20 protein-coding genes and 1 other RNA gene are annotated in these 17,582 nt (G+C 41.7%); 9 read left to right on the top strand and 12 right to left on the bottom strand.

Features of this window, described 5'->3' with window-relative positions:
- The first annotated feature begins 14 nt into the window (after positions 1-14).
- On the top strand, positions 15-1,628 hold the full coding sequence (locus tag DQQ10_RS12660; RefSeq protein ID WP_112747232.1) for a beta-N-acetylhexosaminidase: 1,614 nt from the start codon (positions 15-17) through the stop codon (positions 1,626-1,628).
- 144 nt (positions 1,629-1,772) lie between these two features.
- Here the strand turns inward: DQQ10_RS12660 and DQQ10_RS12665 are convergent, their stop codons facing one another.
- Both DQQ10_RS12665 and DQQ10_RS12670 read right to left on the bottom strand, forming a co-directional pair.
- Entirely contained in the window at positions 1,773-3,002 is a 1,230-nt protein-coding gene (locus DQQ10_RS12665; RefSeq protein ID WP_112747233.1) for a PQQ-dependent sugar dehydrogenase, read from the bottom strand.
- A gap of 235 nt (positions 3,003-3,237) precedes the next feature.
- A complete protein-coding gene (locus DQQ10_RS12670) occupies positions 3,238-4,107 on the bottom strand; it encodes a ChaN family lipoprotein (protein WP_245970394.1) in 870 nt (289 codons plus the stop codon).
- A 371-nt stretch (positions 4,108-4,478) separates the two neighbouring features.
- On the opposite strand from DQQ10_RS12670, the gene ssrA reads away from it, so the two are divergent.
- The 7 genes from ssrA (at position 4,479) to DQQ10_RS12705 (ending at position 10,386) form a co-directional block, all read left to right on the top strand.
- Positions 4,479-4,871, top strand: a transfer-messenger RNA (tmRNA) gene (gene ssrA / locus DQQ10_RS12675).
- A 259-nt stretch (positions 4,872-5,130) separates the two neighbouring features.
- Positions 5,131-6,366, top strand: a complete 1,236-nt coding sequence (locus DQQ10_RS12680; protein ID WP_112747235.1) for a site-specific integrase — start codon at positions 5,131-5,133, stop codon at positions 6,364-6,366.
- 242 nt (positions 6,367-6,608) lie between these two features.
- Complete coding sequence (locus tag DQQ10_RS28105; protein WP_112747236.1) at positions 6,609-6,806, top strand: Arm DNA-binding domain-containing protein; 198 nt, start codon at positions 6,609-6,611, stop codon at positions 6,804-6,806.
- The gene (locus DQQ10_RS28110; protein ID WP_112747237.1) at positions 6,803-7,555 is read left to right on the top strand and encodes a site-specific integrase; all 753 of its coding nucleotides are present in this window, start codon (positions 6,803-6,805) and stop codon (positions 7,553-7,555) included. The genes DQQ10_RS28105 and DQQ10_RS28110 overlap by 4 nt, the downstream gene beginning before the upstream one ends.
- A 34-nt stretch (positions 7,556-7,589) precedes the next feature.
- Positions 7,590-7,829 (top strand): tyrosine-type recombinase/integrase, encoded by a 240-nt coding sequence (locus DQQ10_RS28415; RefSeq protein ID WP_221409720.1) that lies wholly within the window; start codon positions 7,590-7,592, stop codon positions 7,827-7,829.
- 69 nt (positions 7,830-7,898) lie between these two features.
- Positions 7,899-9,962, top strand: a complete 2,064-nt coding sequence (locus tag DQQ10_RS12700) for a GNAT family N-acetyltransferase (RefSeq protein ID WP_112747239.1) — start codon at positions 7,899-7,901, stop codon at positions 9,960-9,962.
- Positions 9,955-10,386: an ASCH domain-containing protein gene (locus DQQ10_RS12705; protein ID WP_112747240.1), complete on the top strand. Its 432-nt coding sequence runs from the start codon at positions 9,955-9,957 to the stop codon at positions 10,384-10,386. The genes DQQ10_RS12700 and DQQ10_RS12705 overlap by 8 nt, the downstream gene beginning before the upstream one ends.
- 18 nt (positions 10,387-10,404) lie before the next feature.
- Here the strand turns inward: DQQ10_RS12705 and DQQ10_RS12710 are convergent, their stop codons facing one another.
- From DQQ10_RS12710 to DQQ10_RS12725, 4 genes are all read right to left on the bottom strand, one after another.
- Complete coding sequence (locus tag DQQ10_RS12710) at positions 10,405-11,259, bottom strand: hypothetical protein (protein WP_112747241.1); 855 nt, start codon at positions 11,257-11,259, stop codon at positions 10,405-10,407.
- A gap of 94 nt (positions 11,260-11,353) precedes the next feature.
- The gene (locus tag DQQ10_RS12715) at positions 11,354-12,019 is read right to left on the bottom strand and encodes a hypothetical protein (protein WP_112747242.1); all 666 of its coding nucleotides are present in this window, start codon (positions 12,017-12,019) and stop codon (positions 11,354-11,356) included.
- Positions 12,000-12,875 (bottom strand): DUF4747 family protein, encoded by an 876-nt coding sequence (locus DQQ10_RS12720; RefSeq protein WP_112747243.1) that lies wholly within the window; start codon positions 12,873-12,875, stop codon positions 12,000-12,002. Before DQQ10_RS12720 ends, DQQ10_RS12715 begins: the two co-directional genes overlap by 20 nt.
- A 128-nt stretch (positions 12,876-13,003) precedes the next feature.
- Positions 13,004-13,240, bottom strand: a complete 237-nt coding sequence (locus DQQ10_RS12725) for a helix-turn-helix domain-containing protein (RefSeq protein WP_165823915.1) — start codon at positions 13,238-13,240, stop codon at positions 13,004-13,006.
- A 91-nt stretch (positions 13,241-13,331) separates the two neighbouring features.
- Here DQQ10_RS12725 and DQQ10_RS12730 point away from each other — a divergent pair, with 91 nt between their 5' ends.
- On the top strand, positions 13,332-13,682 hold the full coding sequence (locus DQQ10_RS12730) for a hypothetical protein (protein ID WP_112747245.1): 351 nt from the start codon (positions 13,332-13,334) through the stop codon (positions 13,680-13,682).
- A gap of 4 nt (positions 13,683-13,686) precedes the next feature.
- On the opposite strand, the gene DQQ10_RS12735 is transcribed toward DQQ10_RS12730, so the two are convergent.
- From DQQ10_RS12735 to DQQ10_RS12760, 6 genes are all read right to left on the bottom strand, one after another.
- Entirely contained in the window at positions 13,687-14,157 is a 471-nt protein-coding gene (locus DQQ10_RS12735) for a JAB domain-containing protein (RefSeq protein ID WP_112747246.1), read from the bottom strand.
- A 311-nt stretch (positions 14,158-14,468) separates the two neighbouring features.
- Complete coding sequence (locus tag DQQ10_RS12740) at positions 14,469-15,470, bottom strand: relaxase/mobilization nuclease domain-containing protein (RefSeq protein ID WP_112747247.1); 1,002 nt, start codon at positions 15,468-15,470, stop codon at positions 14,469-14,471.
- Positions 15,451-15,801 carry a plasmid mobilization protein gene (locus DQQ10_RS12745; RefSeq protein ID WP_112747248.1) on the bottom strand — a complete coding sequence of 117 codons (351 nt, stop codon included), beginning with the start codon at positions 15,799-15,801 and terminating at the stop codon, positions 15,451-15,453. The genes DQQ10_RS12740 and DQQ10_RS12745 overlap by 20 nt, the downstream gene beginning before the upstream one ends.
- A gap of 224 nt (positions 15,802-16,025) precedes the next feature.
- A complete protein-coding gene (locus DQQ10_RS12750; RefSeq protein ID WP_112747249.1) occupies positions 16,026-16,325 on the bottom strand; it encodes a hypothetical protein in 300 nt (99 codons plus the stop codon).
- Positions 16,326-16,329: 4 nt separating this feature from the next.
- Entirely contained in the window at positions 16,330-16,869 is a 540-nt protein-coding gene (locus tag DQQ10_RS12755) for a hypothetical protein (protein ID WP_112747250.1), read from the bottom strand.
- Positions 16,870-16,871: 2 nt separating this feature from the next.
- Complete coding sequence (locus tag DQQ10_RS12760) at positions 16,872-17,558, bottom strand: P-loop NTPase family protein (RefSeq protein ID WP_112747251.1); 687 nt, start codon at positions 17,556-17,558, stop codon at positions 16,872-16,874.
- Between the last annotated feature and the right edge of the window lie 24 nt (positions 17,559-17,582).

The raw sequence follows: 17,582 nt of genomic DNA on the forward strand, positions 1-17,582 counted from the left end.
AAAAATAAAAATCTATGTCCTTTTCACGTCTGTCGTACTTTTGTGCGCTCTCTACATTTACTGCTTCCATTTTATTGGTTACAAGTTGTGACTCTCCCAGGGTGACGTCACCAGAAGCGAAAGTTGCTTTCGAACGGGTGATTCCAAAACCGAATGCAACAACATCCACGGGAAAAACTTTTCTCATCACAGAAAGTACGACCATTGTTGCCGCGTCCGAGTTGCAAGACGTCGCGAAATATCTCGCACAAAATCTTCAGCATATAACCGGCATTTCTCCAACGCTGACGACAAACGTAACGAAAGGTGCGATCGTCTTATCCCTCGAAGGTGGTTCTGCTGATTTGGGAAGTGAAGGATATACGTTGCAGATTGACGAAGATCAACTTAAAATCGTTGCTAACAAGCCTGCCGGTATCTTTTATGGAATTCAAACCGTTCGTCAGATCATTGCCGATAAAAATGATAAGAGCAGCCGCGACGAATGGGAAGTAGCGACAGGTACCATCACGGATCATCCGGAATATCCTTGGCGTGGTTCAATGCTCGATGTAGCTCGTCACTTTTTTTCCGTAGCAGATGTTAAGCGTTACATCGACTTACTTAGCTTCTATAAAATCAACATTCTTCATTTGCATCTCAGTGACGATCAAGGGTGGCGAATCGAAATCAAATCATGGCCCAACCTCACGGCTATTGGCGGACAAAGTCAAGTCGGTGGAGGAAAAGGCGGATTTTATACGCAAGAACAATACAAGGAGATCGTGGCTTATGCACAGAGTCGATTTATCACGATCGTCCCTGAGATCGATCTTCCTGGTCACATCAACGCCGCATTGGTCTCGTATCCTGGTGAACTTCTACCGGGTCCATCGATTGTTCTTGAAGCTACGAAACCACGCCCAGTAGCGGGTCGGCCACACATCGGAACGGAAGTGGGATTTAGTACACTTAGTATCAAGAAAGAATTGACATTTAAATTCGTAGAGGATGTGATCCGTGAGATTGCTTCCATCACGCCGGGACCTTATTTCCACGTAGGCGGAGATGAAGCTGCAGTAACTAAAAAAGCTGATTACATCACGTTCATCAATCGCTTCAAAGAAATCGTAAATGCCAATGGAAAGATCATGATTGGATGGGAAGAGATCGCACAGGCAGATCTTGATTCGACATCCATTGCGCAGTTTTGGCATTCTCAGGATCACGCCAATACTGCGGCGGAGAAAGGTGCGAAAATTATTTTTTCTCCTTCCACCAAAGCTTATCTCGATATGCAGTATGATTCGACATCACGCATCGGTTTGCATTGGGCTGCCTACATTGAAGTTGATTCTTCATACATGTGGGACCCAACAACGCTCGTCAGTGAGATTGAACGTAAGCAAATTATGGGCGTTGAAGCACCACTTTGGACTGAGACCGTTGTCACGATGGACGACATTGAATATCTCGTTTTTCCACGCTTGCCAGGAATAGCCGAGATTGGTTGGACATCCTCCGCCGTGAGAAATTGGGAGGACTATAAAGTACGACTTGCAAACCACGCCGTTCTTTGGAGAAAAATGGAAATCGATTTTTATAGATCACCAAAAGTAAGTTGGGCCGATAGCACGAGAACGAAGTAGCGCTAAGGTAGAGATGTTAATATCTACAGATAGCATCAACGCTGCGCGGACATTTAGTAAAAACGAAAGCCTTTGAAATTCACATGGCAATTTCAAAGGCTTCTTTTTTGTTCGACTGATCTAAAAATAATTCAGCAGCAGCATTTATTCGCGATCGATTTTATACAATCGACCTTCATCGGTAACGGCATAGAGCGCATCATCCGGACCTTGCGTAATATCTCTAAAGCGTTGATTTTGATCGGCTAGTAATCTTTCCTCGCCAACTACTTTGTTGTCGTCGTTGATCACCAATCGTGCGATATGTTTTCCACTCAGCGCGCCAATGAATAAGTTATCTTCCCACTCGGGAACACGATCACCATCATAGAAAGTAATTCCACTTGGTGAGATCACAGGATCCCAATAGTAAACAGGTTGCGCCAAGCCATCTTTCTGCTGGATACCGTCGCCGATGGTTGCACCAGTATACTCAATACCATAAGTGATGGTTGGCCATCCGTAATTCGTACCGGCAACAACGCGATTGATTTCATCGCCACCGCGCGGTCCATGCTCGCTTTGCCAGAGATCTCCCGTCTCAGGATGACGTGCAATGCCCTGCGGATTTCGATGACCAATACTGTATAGTTCCGGAAGTGCATCCCCTGGGAAGTCGGGATTTCCGGCAGCGGGTTCACCGTCTGTTGTGATGCGTATAATTTTTCCAAGTGCAGCGTTAGTAGCTTGTGCCAGTGGTCGTGTTGCGAGATCTGATCGCTCACCCGTGCTCACGAAAAGATTTCCACTGCCGTCAAAGATTACGCGACCGCCATAATGCAGATCGCCGTTGTAACTTGGTGCTGCACGGTAAATCACCGTAGCGTTTTCAATGCTCTTCTCATCATTCGATAATCTACCTTTTGCTACCGCCGTGTGCGTACCGCCTTCACTCGACTCAGAAAATGCCCAGTATACCATTCTGTTAGTGTTAAACTGCGGATCGATACAAAGTCCGAGTAATCCACCTTGGCCCTCTGCGTTTACTGAAGGTACGCCAAGCAGCGCATCACTGATTTCTCCTGTGGTTGTTACGATACGAAGTTTGCCGGCCTTCTCGGTGATGAGAAGACGTCCATCAGGAAGACTTGTAACACCCCAAGGTTTTTCAAGTTCTGATGTGATAATAGTTGCCTTGATAGGCGTCGTGGTTTGAACACTACCAATACGTGTCTGCCCTGTAAACGCAGGTTTGTAAGTTGTATTAGCAGGTAATGTCTCAACGGGCGCGCCGGTTTGAGGATTGTCGTTGTCATCATCATCGTCATCATCCGAACAACCTACAACGAGTGACAGGCATGCGACCATCGCGATTAGATATCTTTTTGCTTGCATATAAAAATTGTATTTAGATAAAAACGATGTTCAAACTTGAAGCCTGAACAGTTTGTATCCAAATGTCACACGAAGCGTTTACAGTTCGTTCGCTAAAACGCCTTTAATGTCAGACGTTAAGCAATGAACATCACATGTGCCACGTTGAAGAAAAATTTCTCCCATGTGAATGTGGAAAAATGTCTCGGTAAAAATAAGGTGAGTGCTAGGAGATGCAGCGTGTTAGCAGCAACATTTAGAAAGTTGCTTTTATTGCCGGATCGGTTAGAATAATAAAATCTGCGAGGTGCTGATATTTTGTCCAGTCCGGGCTATTGAAATCATCGGCGCGGAAACAACTGATCGTGGTTATCCTCACGCGTTTGTTTATTCGTTCAAGCTGTGTCACTGTTCCTAAGCGTTCGTCAGTATGAAACTTGCCATTGAGGTGAAACACTTTTGTTTTCTTATTCACTTTCCAGGCTTCATAAATGCTCTCCGCCATGGTCGCATCCCATAGAGATTGCGCGTAATACATATTGCGATTAGGAACATGACCACCCATGATTGTTTTAAATCGTTCCGCGTAGCGTGCGTTTACAGTGTCGATAGGCAACGAAGCGAAATATTGTTTAGCATCTTTTTCTAACGCATCGAGCGACGCTAAACCTTTTCGACTCACGAGATTAACATACCTCCGCGGCGCATTGGCGGCGATAACTTTTTGATGAAGTGCGCGTGCCGTGTTTACAGGACCGGCATAGTCGCGATAATTTTTCCATGCACGTCCTTCTTTAATGAGTTGCTGCTCGGTAATTATACCGGCAACGTATTCGTCGACTACGATCTGACAATCGCGCTCGAACATCTCCATGCTCAACGTAACATCTTTGTGTGCGGCAAGTAGTGCTTTGTACAAGGTGTCTTGCATGACATGTCCAATGCTGTCGTTATGTTCTTCGCCGAAGAATATAATATCGAAGTCGCCTGCGTGTTCTACAATATTTTCTAACGTAGCAATCGACTTTGTTTTTGTATTGTATATTTTGAAATGCTGCGATACTTCTTGCGCTTGAACTGCACCGATAAAAACTAGTGAGATTAATAGTAGAGCAATCTTATTCATCGACATCATCGTTCATTATAACCCAAAGGGGCTCATCTCCCCAGATGAGCCCTTATACCCAAACCTAGTTGAGAGAATCTCAACGCGACAAAGATGTGGAAGGCGGATAACATAAGAGAATAATGCATAAAGAATTTAGCGCAAATACCCTATGGAGTGGAGGCTCATACCCTGAACAGGGGAGGCTTTTGTCCTGATGACTAAGCGCGCCGCGTGCGAATAACGAATTTTAAAATCTTTGAAATCTGATAACGACAACCGACAACGAATAACTGATAACCGATAACTTATACCGATAACTTTCGTTATATTTGTAACCTTCTAATTCAAACGGCAGGAAATTGATTAGAGATGTTCATTGAAGACACACCGGGGCCGACCGGTTTTGACAGGATGCGTAATGATGTATGTAAGCATGCAGGCTCGTGGGATGAGAGCCTTGAAAGATAGTTCCGAATCATACTTGGCGAGTCTAACTACGCCATGGCTGCTTAATCTGTCCTAAGGATAGATTAGCCTCGTCCCGATAAGATCGGGAAAGCCATCGTCGCTCAGTGCCTCTGATCTGCCGGTGCTGGTTAAGCGATGTCGTAATGCAGAACTGCTCCGTGTGATGCTATTAAGCGCGGCTAAGATCAATAGATAAGTCGAAGTTTAGGATGTTGGTGTCCTTGCTTCTTCCGACAATGAAAATCCAACTAAGCATGTAGAAAGTACCTCCTTATCTTCTCTGGACGAGAGTTCGATTCTCTCCGGCTCCACTATTGCCTTATTAAATCTAATCAAACCCTTGTAATCTTTATGATTTCAAGGGTTTTTGTTTTTATACCCCCCTAAAACATTCATCTAAAATCATATTTCAGGATCGCGATTCGGATCGTGATAGCTCAACCGCAAAACACGATCCGATTTCTTCATAACTACCTGAAAATCTAATCACAACACCATCACACGTTGTGAAAAAAATCCATTCAGAATCTTCAAAATAAAGTTATCGGATTCTTGTCCGCAAATAAATGATTTATGAAAACAGAAACATATTCAGTTATCGCAACAATCAAGCATGAGAAACGAATGTTTGAGCGAGGAGCAATCATCTACATACGAATCACCATTAATGGAAAGCGCACGGAAATATCTATTAAAAGGAAGATAGAGAGAGAGAGATGGGATTCAAATGCAGGTAGGGTTAAAGGAACGAAAGAAGACGCACGGGAGATCAATTCGCTTATTGACACTTGGATTTTCAAAATCCACAAGGCCTATAAAGATTTAATTCAAAAGGATCATATTGTGAACGGCGAAATGATAAAAAACATTTTACTAGGTATAAATGAAAATAAGAAAAGTTTACTCCAGGCATTTGTTACGCACAACGAAATCATACGAAGTAGAATTGGAATTGACTTTTCAAAGTCGACGTTCACTCGGTATGAAACCACAAAAGATCATGTTTCTAACTTCTTAAAATATTTCTATAAAGTCGAGGACGTGTTATTTGATAAACTTAGCTATTCCTTCATTACAGATTTTGAGCATTATTTAAAAGTGGTAAGAAAATGCAATCACAACAGTACTTTGAAATACATTCGCAATTTCCGCAAAATCATCAATGATGCAGTTCGTCGTGATTGGCTCCACACTGATCCCTTTAAAGCGTACAAAGTAAAACTAAAAGACACCAAGAGGACTTTTCTCACTAAAGAAGAGTTGCAAGCTATTGAACAAAAGGTACTCGGAAATGAGCGGCTAACTCAGGTACGAGATGTGTTTGTATTCTGCTGTTATACAGGATTAGCACACGTTGACGTTACAAAACTTTCTCCGAAGCAAATTGTGCTGTCTAATGACGGACAATGCTGGATTAACATAGACCGTACAAAGACTGGAAATCCTTCAAACATCCCACTACTCCCAAAAGCTTTGCAATTAATTGAGAAGTATAAAGCAAATCCGATGGCTGTGAGTCGGAACAAATCATTTCCTGTTATTACAAATCAGCGCATGAATGGATATTTGAAAGAAGTCGCAACGCTCTGTGGAATCGATAAAAAACTAACTTTCCATGTAGCACGGCATACTTTCGCTACAACCGTTACTCTGTCAAATGGAATTTCACTTGAGACTGTTAGCTCAATGCTCGGACACAAAAATTTTAAGACGACCCAGATATATGCGAAGGTAGTTCAGGAGAAAATTAGTGCAGAAATGAAGGAATTACAGCGTAAACTATCAGATGCCAGCGGGATCACAGGTTGACAAACCAAAACACTCGAAAGCTCACAAAATTGATTTTTGTGGGCTTTTTTGTTTTAAACGTAGTTCGAAAAAGTCACCGATTCTCAATCGTCTGGTGAGCAGATCGGGAGCAGCAGCTCTCAGAAAATTTTTGCTCACCAGAACTCACCGAAGAGGGTCATTATCAAGTAGTTCAGCAAATGAACATCTTGATTCAGCAAAGACATCAAAGGAAATTTATTAACCATTAAAATTTCTGTTTGATGAACAAATCATTGAAAGTGCTCTTCTTTTTAAGAACTAGAACGAGCTATGTGAGTGGACCGGCACCGATCTACATGAGAGTAACTGTTGGAGGCGACCGTTTCGAAATGGCAACGCAGCGAGAAGTTGATCCTGAGAAGTGGGATAACAAAGCTTGCAGAATGGTATATTCTAAAAAGAATCTACACGCGAATTGAATTACTATCTCGACATGCTTCAGGGAAGAGTTTTTGAAGCACAACGCGAGATGATGTTGAAAGGAATTGAAATCACCGCCAACAAAGTCAAAAATTTTCTTCAAGGTAAAGACATCAAGGATTGCAAAACGCTCCTGGAAGTTTACAAAGAACACGTTGAAGAAATAAAAGCACTCGTTGGCAAAGAGTATGCGAAAGGAACATTGAAACGATACAAGTCCGCGCTTAATTCTTTGGAAGATTACTTGAAGCACAAGAGAGTAGTCGACATCCCTTTGGATAAGCTCAATCATCAGTTCATTACCAGCTATGAATTCTTTTTAAAATCCGTTCGCAACATGGATCACAATACCGCGATGGGTACAATCAAAAAATTAAAGAAGATCGTTCGCATTTGTGTTGCCAACGAATGGATTGACAAAGACCCGTTCATGAGTTTCAAAGTAAAGATCCGCGAAACGAATAGGCCGTATTTACTTCAAGATGAACTGGATAAGATTATCGCTTTGAAATTTTCTGCAGAACGCCTCGCTACCGTGCGTGACATTTTCGTTTTCTGTTGTTACACCGGTCTCGCTTACGCGGATGTACAAAAATTACGAAGAGTTGATATTGTGATTGGCCACGATGGTGAGAAGTGGATTCATACTGAACGCGTGAAAACAGAAACTGCAACACGTGTTCCGCTTTTACCGCAAGCACTGAAGAAACATGGATACTTACAAAGAGCATCCGCAGTGTGTGAATGAAGGGAAACTCTTGCCGGTCTCCAGTAATCAGAAAATGAACGAGTACTTAAAAGAGATTGCAGACCGATGTGAAATCAATAAGAAGATGACGTTTCATACGGCACGGCATACTTTTGCGACCACAGTTACTCTAACGAACGGGGTACCGATTGAAACGGTGAGTAAAATGCTTGGACATAAGACACTGAGGACAACGCAGCAGTATGCAAAGATTCTGGATCAGAAGGTGAGTGAGGATATGAAGGCTTTAAAAAGGAGATTAAATCTAGGATGAAATACTGTTTTAGTATATTTAATAAAGATCATTAACACGATTTGATTCCGGAGTTTAACCCGACCCCCAATGATTATTACTTCAGTTAGCCACAGAGATGAAATGTTGCACAAAGTCATCACATTAGGTGACAAGAACAAACAAACATTAGGAATGTTGCCGGAAGGAGCGTTTCACCAACATGCACGAAGGAAAACCATACTTGCTGCGATTGATGACGGCAAACTTGCTGGGTATTTGTTATACCGAATCTCTCAGAAAAAACGGTTCGTTAGCATCACCCATCTATGTGTTTCTCCTGAGTATCAAGGACGGGGTATTTCAACCTCTCTACTAATGGAACTAAAGGGTAAGTACAAAGATGTCTTTAGCGGAATGATGCTGTCATGTCGCGCTGACTATTCTCATGCATCCAGGTTATGGGAAAAATTCGGATTCAAGGCGCGGACAAAAAAACGCAGCCGAGCAAAGAAAGAATTTTATCTGGTGAAATGGATATATGATTTTGGTAATCCGAACTTGTTCTCAGATTTGCCGTCAGAAGGTCAGAAAATTCGAGCGGTATTAGATTCTAGCGTCTTGATCAAGCTCTCGGAGTCTTCCACAAGGGAAAGTGCAGAAGTCCACTCACTAGAGGCTGACTGGCTAGAGGATGAAGTTGAGTTTGTTTGTACGCAGGAGGTTTTCAACGAAATAAATCGCGATGAGAATTTGTTACGGGCGCAAAAGACACGCGATTTTCTGCGAAAATTTGAAGTTATAAATTTTAGGCCTGATTTGCGTGACCGACTCGCAGAAGAACTAAAGCTTCTTATTAAGGGCAAGACGGATAACGCGGAATCAGATCGTAAACAAATAGCTGAGGCAATGGCTGCTGGAGTAATGTATTTTGTGACATTGGACCAAGAACTCCTCGATCTCAACGAAAGTTTGTATCAAAAGTATTCCATCGAAATTTTGCGCCCTGTAGAATTTGTATTGTTAGTTGATGAAGTCTCAAACTCATTGGACTATCGATCATTTCGACTCGCTGGTGCAGACTACGATACTTCGAGAATTCGGGGTGAGGATATTGAACCTTTAGTTCGAAGTTTTTCAGGGTGTGTCCCAAATGAAACACGACAGGAGTTGCGAACAATGATTTCGGAATGCGCGAACGACGTTACTAAGGGGCTCGTCCGTGTTGTTCGAGATAAAACAGCAGAAGCGATTGCCTCTTATGGAATTGTACTTCACGAATCCAATTTGATCGTGAGATTCATAAGAATAAAAAGAACCAACATTTCAAGTGTGCTATTTCAGCAGCTAATTCGTGACATTATTTTACTGGGCATTAGGAAGGCATGTAACACCATCGTAGTAAAAGAAATACAGTTACTAGATGATGAAAAGCTGATGCTGCAGGCGTTGGGTTTTGACCTTTGTGCCGCCGCATGGAGAAAGATATGCTTAACAGGATTCATGCCGTTGAGCGACGTATTGTCACATATAGTCGTCAAAAATGGACTGAATATCCCAGCGAGTTTGTTTGTGCTCAGTGATGGTACGGTCAAAACAAATTTAGTGGCTGATTTAGAGCGGAAACTATGGCCGCTAAAAATCGAAGATCTCGATCTACCAGTTTATATCATTCCAATTCGACCGCTTTGGGCGGCTCAATTGTTCGATTTCTATATTGCTAATGTGAGCCTCTTTGGCGCTACACCAAGTTTAGCGTGGAGTCGGGAAAATATTTATTATAGAAGTGTGAACCCCGTGTCAGAGAAAGCTCCTGCGAGAATTCTTTGGTACGTAAGCTCGGAAGAAAAGGTGATTGGCAGATCGCGAGGTATTGTAGCGACATCTTACCTCGACGAAGTTTATGTCGACCGAGCTAAAGATATTTTTCGTAAATATAAGCGATTCGGAGTTTATGAATGGAAAGACATCTACCAACTGGCTGACGGAGCGGTTCTGTCCGAGATTAAAGCATTGAAATTTAGCGATACTGAAGTTTTTAGAAACGTCGTTACCTTGGATAAAATTAATGAAATAATGATCAAGAATAACAGACGAACAAATACGTTTGCCTCACCAGTTGAAGTTTCAATTGCTATATTTAAGGAAATTTACGTGACCGGAAAAAATGAGTAAGGTTTTGCTGATCTCTGTGCGACCAGAGTTTGCTGAGAAGATACTGAATGGAACGAAAACAATCGAACTTAGAAAATCCTCGCCTAATGTTAGTATTGGGGATTTAGTTATTATCTATAGTACCCTGCCTGAAAAAGCTATTGTAGGCACTTGTGTAGTCCAAGGGATAATGAAAAAGTCGCCACAGCAATTTTGGCGAAGTCACTCAAGAAAGATGGGCATAGATAGAAAACGATATTTCGAATATTTCAAACACTCCAGTTTTGCAGTCGGAATCGTTCTGACATCAATTGAAAAATTAGACGAAAAAGTTTCGCTTGATCTCGTACGTAAATCGATTCCAAAATTTTCGCCTCCTCAAACGTTTAGATATTTGGATCGGTCCCAAATAGCAAGCGTCGGCTTAATGCTTCAACAAGACTGAGAATTCAATTATAGAATGTTATATAATCCAATTTACCTTAATACTTTTTGACTCTGGGAGTCCAATTGAAGGGAAATAATATCTGATGAATTCGATTATGATATTTATTCGTGTTGCAACTATTGCAGAATGCTCTCTGATGTGCTCGATCACGAGCGCAGTAGGATAATACGAAATGTTGTTGATATTGTGGTCAATCAAATTAGTTGTTCTCCAAATTCCACACCCACTTAATCCGTTAGGCTTAGGTCCTTGTGTGGCAGTTTTCGTTAAGTAATTATGGATTCGTCTCGGCCGATATGCTAATATTTGATGACTTTTTCTTTTGAAGCCATATTGATCAAATAGTGACTTGTTGGTATTAAGATTCGTCAAGAAAATAAAAGGATACATTTGTATTTTTTTCTTGTCAGCGTTGAACGAGATCCTCGACGAAGGATGTCCAGCGATCAAATATTGCTCTTGCTCAGCGTCTTCGTGATCAATGCTAAAGCTAGCCAAGTCATAAAAAGAGAATCTGCCATTAACCCGGGCAACGAATTCTTCATCGAGAAGGTAGAAACCGATGTCAAATTTATCTTGATCGACATTCCCTTTTCCAGTCACCGCGGACTGCCCACCAACTGTTAGAAACGTTTGATCGAAAACCACACCCAATCTTAATTGTTGAAATAATCTCATTGTATGAGCAGCTGTAACGAGAAAATAATGACCATTGTATACGAATAACATCGCGCTCGATACTGGTCGTAGCATGTTTTTTTTAATTTCTGCGTAAAGGACAGGTGTGTATGCGATGATACGTCGCCCGACTTCCAGCGCATTATCACCAATTATATCGTCCGGGGTATAGATTTTAAAGGTCGACTCCATATCGTTAACTGGTCAGTAGCATACCTTTCGGAAGTGGGACTGACAAATGGCACAGTATAGTCACAAGAGAATTCTTCATGAATTGGCTTCCCGCCTATCGCTTTAATTTTCTGCTCGATTTGTTTTTTTTTGGTCGTTCCGATTTTACGATTGCATTCTCTCGTACCATTCTTTCAATGGCGATATTATAATGTAACATTTGTCCAAATTGAAAAATATTAAAAATGATTTGCGGTATTGTAACGACAGAAAAAAATGAAAAAAAGGCCAGACCGATGAATGACACGATGTTGACCCATTTAGCAAAGAGAAATGTCACTTTAACGTCCGATCCAATTTCAATTACTGTTTGAGCACCATATCCATATATTAATGCAATAGCTTGGATTAAGATGCTAACGGCAAACACACTACTCATCTTTTGAAATAGAGAAAAGTCGCTATTTTTTTGGGCAATTGTTATCTTATCTAATATGGACTGAGAATTAAGTCCTATCAATAAAACATAAGCCCCAAGATTGAATCCGAGAATGTCTGGCATTATTTCGACTATTTTGGCAGACAGATATTCGATAACTCCAAAAATTTCTTTTTCAGTGATAATAATCGTCACAAAAGCCACGGTTGTACCCGCTATGGAGCACCAGAAAATTTTGCTTTTATGAAAAGGTTTGTTGTCTTGGTAGATTGACCAAAGCAATGACCAGCCGCCAATATGTACAGCACGAAATTTATTAACATCAAATGGTTGCTTCGTCATCGCGGGAGGGCCTGAACTTTTCTATAATATAATTTACAATGCTAGAATATATTGAGTCTGCATTAGTTTTGTATTCTACCAATAGTGGTGTCTTCTTTGTTGTTACCCATTTAATTTTTCCATTCTTCACGATTCGCGCGGACACAATGCCATTATCTTTGGCTAATTCTATTCCTCCTTGAAGGATTTTCTCATTCTCTATTTTTAGTTCGCCATTGTGGTCGGCTTTTGCATCAACAGCGATTTCACCAATACCGGCGTTACGGAGTGTTTCATCCAGCTCCTCTCCCATGCTTTTTAAGAAGTCTTCATTAGTGTACGTAACGCGGTAAGAAAGCCTTTTAATTTTATCCGCGCTGTAAATTTCGTTGAGAATGTCTTCACTATTTTCTATCTCAACAATAATTTTATCGTCTTCATCTATGATTCTTGCCAATGCTCGTTGTAAAAATACTTTGACATCCTTTATAGTAATCTTACTCTTTTTCAGAATGCAAAGGCGATGTGCGTCTGGTATAAATACATAGTGTGTTGCTGTCCATTGTAGTATATTCTCGTTATCTCTGAACTGCGATTCCGTGGTGTTGCTTAAAAGATGAACACGTGTCCCAGGTTTGTCAAAGTATATGCCTTTACCAATAGTCCCCCGCAAATAGTTTAAGCCCTTTGAGTTTGATCCTTCATTTGCATCAAAGATCATCATATGTCGATCTGCACTTACTCTTTCATGGATGCGTTGTTCCGCTAATTTCTTAAACAGCAAATAGTACTCCCGATCGCGGTCGATCTTGGATTTATTTGTTTGAAGCTTAATATTGAGCACGTAGAATGACAACGGTACTAGATCTGCCGGCATGATTATTCTTAAAACCTACGCTTTTGTGACTAGGGATTCGGTATGGTTTAAACTAAGATATTCGTAATGATGAAAAAATGCAACAAATGCTAAATTAATATATGTTGACGAATTTTGCGATTTGTGACCTAATGATCAACCAGTTCACTCAGACTTATTTCCAGAGCTTCGGCAATAGCCATTAGAGAAGCAACAGTAGGATTTGTCTTCCCTGCTTCTATTTCATTCACACTACTGTATGGTATTTCTGCATCGGCAGCGAGTTGTTCTTGGCTAATGCCATGACTTTCCCTGATGGTGCGAATATGCTTGCCTAGTTTAATAAGATGCTTTTGATAGCGTACTCGTATTTGCTGTTTTGCCACTATCAAATAAACAGCTAAAATATTTTTGTGGTATAGGTTATTACCTATGGTTATTATTGTTATAATTGTATAGGTTATTCCCTATACCGTCATGAAACTTAAACTAACCCGTTATCCTTTGGTAAGAATGCCAGATGAGACTCAAATCACTCTTTTTTTGATCAAGGAAGAACTAAAGAGCCGAAAGATTTTTCATGCTTTGTATGATATAGGAATAGACGATTGCTATTTCCAGCCGCACCTTGATTCGCTGATCATGGGAAGTATTGGCTTAGATGATGGGTCAGACAAAACGTTCGAGTCGTACACGGATATCCTCGACCGCCGTAGCAGAAAGATTGAAGCGGACAACGACTCCATAATGAAGCAGGCATTGAAAGCCTATCATGAGTTAATGACATTAAAGTCTAAGTTGAAATCTCAAAATGTCAGAATAAGATGAAGAGCTAAATTAGCCCTTCATCTCCAAATGAATAGTACTTCTCATTTGTAATAATGATGTGATCGAGTAGCTGGATCTCAAGCAGCTTCGCGCCATCTTTAATCTTCTTTGTTAGATCGATGTCTGCTTGACTAGGCATAACGTTGCCCGACGGATGGTTGTGAGAAAGTATGATACCTGAGGCACCCGCTTTCAATGCCGCGACGAAAACCAGTTTTGGATCAACGACAGTCGCGTACATACCTCCGGTGGAAAGCTCAAGTATGCCGAGAACCTGATTGGCACGATTAGTAAAAAGAACCTTGAATTGCTCTAACAGTTCGATTCGCGATAAGTCCCAGGAGTTCATAAGCACATTCTTCGCATCTCGCGACCCGGAAATTTTTGGACGATCCGATGCCTTGACATTTGATTTGTAGGAAAGCTGAATTTCCGCTACTTCGAGTTTCTTGGATTGGTCTTTAATGTTTTCCATAATTGTAAGTGTTAATTATGGCGCTGTTGAGAACGGAGGGTATCTGTATTGTCAAAAGGAAACGGAATAAATTTGAACAGACACACGAGGCCGAAGGCACATTGAATTTTATGCCGTAGTCTTTTGACAATACACCCGCATTGATGCCCGGAGTATTTTGCACCAGAATTAACACTAGTGATTATGGAGATAGTGTTGATAAGACCAATCGGAAGAGACAAAATGCAATAGGTGCTTGAGCTTATGCAAGGTTAAAGTTGTTGTCTGGAATCAATCTGAAGATACATTGGACATGCGAATTTAATAATGTATCATCGTTTCGGACGCCTACGTTTTCTTTTTCGTTTTATCGGCAAATCACTTTGACCTTCCGCAAGTGGTGGAACGAACGATCCCTGCGATCTTGAAAACAAATCATCAAAGGGATTCTTAAGGAAAATAAAATTGTCTTCATTTCTGGTTGTGCCCGTGCCTTTACTATTTATTGAGATAGCTACGTTTGTTATACCGGCCTTTTCACTGTTGACTTTATTAATTACTTGGTTGTCCCTGACCTTATCGTAGTCAATTCGCTCACGAATTGTCGTCCATTTAAATTCTGATCCAAGTTTAGAACCGGTGAAGACCATTCCGTTAAATGCGTAGGATATTCCGCTAACATGGCCAGTCTTGGCAATATTGAATTTTGGAATCACCCCAAGACGCAACAACGCTAGGATAAATTGTGAACACGTTATATTTTTCTTAGACGCCAAAGCCCGTTCGATTAGCTTCTGCACTTGTATCTTATGCGAAGGCGTACCAGTTCGCTTCATCATTTCCATCTCACTCTTGGTTGCAGCGCGTTTCAAAGCCTGCTTGCTAGAAACCACCGGTGTCAAGTTGTATTTCGTTTCTAGGGCGCGAAGTACCTTCTCGCTTCTTGCGAAGTCATTGCTGTCACTGAGCACCCGTCCATCATAGCCGATGCGATTAACAAGGAGGTGAAGATGTGGATGACTAGAGTCATGATGCCGAAACATAATGTATTGATGCTGATCAAAACCATTTCCTTTCAGGTAGTCGTTTGCTATCTGCTTCATGAACTCATTTGAAATATTTTCGTGCGGTGGAAAATTAATGGAGGTATGGTAGAAGAATTTTTTGAGATTGGGCTTGAGCATTTTCACCATCTGGATTTCTTTAAGGATCGTCTTTTCGTTGATGGCAGAAAATGAGTGATCAAGAATTTCTGCGACGCCTCGGCCGACCTTTTCAAGATTGTAACGCAATGCGCCCTTGAAACCTTTGCCTTTAATCTGGTTGGCGGTCATTTGCTAGTGCATGCAAGATGTCGTTCAATAAAACCTTTAATTGACAGAGACAGCCTTCTAACTCCTTGGGAAGCTCACCGATATTAATCTTGTGTGTGATCTGATTAAGGTTCACACCGATCTTCCTAAGTTCTCGATAAAGCTCCGCATCGATTGGTGAAAGCTTTACACTTGGAAACTTTCCAGTAATCACTGTCTTACGAATCCAGTTTGCTGGAGTGAGGCCGCTGCTCTCTGCACACAGTGATATCTTGGTGTTCTCCGCTTCAGTCAAGCGGATGTTCACCTGAATGGTTCGCTTATCAATATCGTTGATCTTAGGACGCGCCATGGGTATTCAAAACCGAACGAAGTGATAAGGTTTTGGCAGCGACGCTGCAACAAGCCGTTTTCGTGTAGCGAAAACATGGCTTGCTCCAACAAGCTTAGTATTTTGTCGCCATTGTCCAGCACTTGACGATCTTGGATCATGTTGGAAAATATTGGACAGCATTGGATGCTCTTGGACATCCTTGTGCTGTCGTGAATTATATTGGATTATGTTGGACATCTTTCTCATATCTTAAATCTTCCTGGTACTGATCGGTTATTATTTTCTTCAATTGCATCTTTGAATGCAGGTTTGGTAGACGAAACACGAGCACTACGCTTTTTAAATCTTGCAACAGCTTTAGCAAAGCTGAAATACTTAAGTTCGATTACTTCATGGCATTCACGCTCCAGGTCGTCTCTAACGATCTTTAGCGCTAGCGTGATTGGTGTTGAGGTGATTATGTCAGCATAGGCTTCAACAAGCACAGCATAAGCACCTTTCTTCCGTTCTCTTAAAAAGTTGACGATATGCATCTTCTCCATCTGATTATCTTTTGATCATTTCCGTCGAATCCATTCCCAGGTACACGCGAACTGTTTTTTTATTAATTCTTTCATATTCCAGGAACGGTGCTATAGAATCTCCCTGCTGCACGGTGAAGTCCAGGAATAGCAGACCTGCGTCGGTGCGCTTCACACATTTGAGGAGCGCGTTTACACGCGGTGAGTAATCTAGAATCTGTCTTGCTGCATCAACGTCGTGCACTCTCGACCATTGCCAGACACCAGTCCCCATCGCGACTAAAACAGCGACAACCGAAATTGCCCATTTGATTAGACCTGATAGCTGAAACTTCCACGCAGATTCACCGTCGTGAAAATGAAACTGCGGCTTGACTTTATCTAGTGCATCACGGAACTCTGTAGTAAGCATTCGTTGAGCTTTTAAGTTGGACTCAGTCTCTTTGTGAATAACATAAAGCGCCGGGATTACAGGGTCTTCCGGTGAAAAATGAAACCCATAGTCTTTGAGCAGCGATGCGCAGTAATTGCGCAAGTCTTGTTGTTCTTGAGGCGTCATCGACATGGCTAAAGATTTAAGTCTTCAATCGGCTTCTTAAAGTAGATTGAGCTGAATGGACTTAGACCCGCGATTCCATTGCCTCGCTTCAATACACTCTCTACCGTTCTCAGCGCTGTCTCGCCTTTGTCGCGTATCAGATCAAAGTTTATCAGCCGTAGACTGTTCTGATTTACATAATCCACGAGCGCGAGCTCTTGCTCATCAGAACAAGGGTAGAAGCCATTGTGAGCAACGATGATGTCAAGCTTCCAGCACGTAGCATCGACGAGTTCGACTAAATACTCCATGGTTGCTTTGAAGATGTTCCCTCCACCGACGACACAAATGATCTGTAACTGCATTTCGTTTGATGAAAGTATTTCACTGATATTGCTGACGCCGTTCATCGCAAAGTATTTTGGCAATTGTTCTGCAACACTTGCACCGAGATCTGCAATGAATAGATCTTTCTCGGTCTCGATGATACTTTCAAAGAGGCCATTGAATGCGCCGCGGTCGATACGTTTTGTTAAGGGATCGAGGAAGGAAACTTTTACTGGATTACGGTACGCGAGTTGCTTCATCGTCGTCGTTGTTGCGTCGTCTAGGTCAAGGATAATCGCATGCTCGTATTTCTGGGCCAGCATAAAGGCAAGAACGGACTTTCCCGATCCGCCCTTTGCTTGTGTGATGAAGTGAATTTTCTTTTTCATGTTAAGTGTGTTGTGTGAAAGTGT

Origin of the sequence: Pseudochryseolinea flava (assembly GCF_003286915.1) — a bacterium.
Classification (GTDB): domain Bacteria; phylum Bacteroidota; class Bacteroidia; order Cytophagales; family Cyclobacteriaceae; genus Ohtaekwangia; species Ohtaekwangia flava.

Coding starts and splice junctions, on each gene's coding strand:
- DQQ10_RS12660 (WP_112747232.1), top strand. CDS start 15: ATGTCCTTTTCACGTCTGTCGTACTTTTGTGCGCTCTCTACATTTACT.
- DQQ10_RS12665 (WP_112747233.1), bottom strand. CDS start 3,002: ATGCAAGCAAAAAGATATCTAATCGCGATGGTCGCATGCCTGTCACTC.
- DQQ10_RS12670 (WP_245970394.1), bottom strand. CDS start 4,107: ATGAATAAGATTGCTCTACTATTAATCTCACTAGTTTTTATCGGTGCA.
- DQQ10_RS12680 (WP_112747235.1), top strand. CDS start 5,131: ATGAAAACAGAAACATATTCAGTTATCGCAACAATCAAGCATGAGAAA.
- DQQ10_RS28105 (WP_112747236.1), top strand. CDS start 6,609: ATGAACAAATCATTGAAAGTGCTCTTCTTTTTAAGAACTAGAACGAGC.
- DQQ10_RS28415 (WP_221409720.1), top strand. CDS start 7,590: ATGAACGAGTACTTAAAAGAGATTGCAGACCGATGTGAAATCAATAAG.
- DQQ10_RS12700 (WP_112747239.1), top strand. CDS start 7,899: ATGATTATTACTTCAGTTAGCCACAGAGATGAAATGTTGCACAAAGTC.
- DQQ10_RS12705 (WP_112747240.1), top strand. CDS start 9,955: ATGAGTAAGGTTTTGCTGATCTCTGTGCGACCAGAGTTTGCTGAGAAG.
- DQQ10_RS12710 (WP_112747241.1), bottom strand. CDS start 11,259: ATGGAGTCGACCTTTAAAATCTATACCCCGGACGATATAATTGGTGAT.
- DQQ10_RS12715 (WP_112747242.1), bottom strand. CDS start 12,019: ATGACGAAGCAACCATTTGATGTTAATAAATTTCGTGCTGTACATATT.
- DQQ10_RS12720 (WP_112747243.1), bottom strand. CDS start 12,875: ATGCCGGCAGATCTAGTACCGTTGTCATTCTACGTGCTCAATATTAAG.
- DQQ10_RS12730 (WP_112747245.1), top strand. CDS start 13,332: ATGAAACTTAAACTAACCCGTTATCCTTTGGTAAGAATGCCAGATGAG.
- DQQ10_RS12735 (WP_112747246.1), bottom strand. CDS start 14,157: ATGGAAAACATTAAAGACCAATCCAAGAAACTCGAAGTAGCGGAAATT.
- DQQ10_RS12740 (WP_112747247.1), bottom strand. CDS start 15,470: ATGACCGCCAACCAGATTAAAGGCAAAGGTTTCAAGGGCGCATTGCGT.
- DQQ10_RS12745 (WP_112747248.1), bottom strand. CDS start 15,801: ATGGCGCGTCCTAAGATCAACGATATTGATAAGCGAACCATTCAGGTG.
- DQQ10_RS12750 (WP_112747249.1), bottom strand. CDS start 16,325: ATGGAGAAGATGCATATCGTCAACTTTTTAAGAGAACGGAAGAAAGGT.
- DQQ10_RS12755 (WP_112747250.1), bottom strand. CDS start 16,869: ATGTCGATGACGCCTCAAGAACAACAAGACTTGCGCAATTACTGCGCA.
- DQQ10_RS12760 (WP_112747251.1), bottom strand. CDS start 17,558: ATGAAAAAGAAAATTCACTTCATCACACAAGCAAAGGGCGGATCGGGA.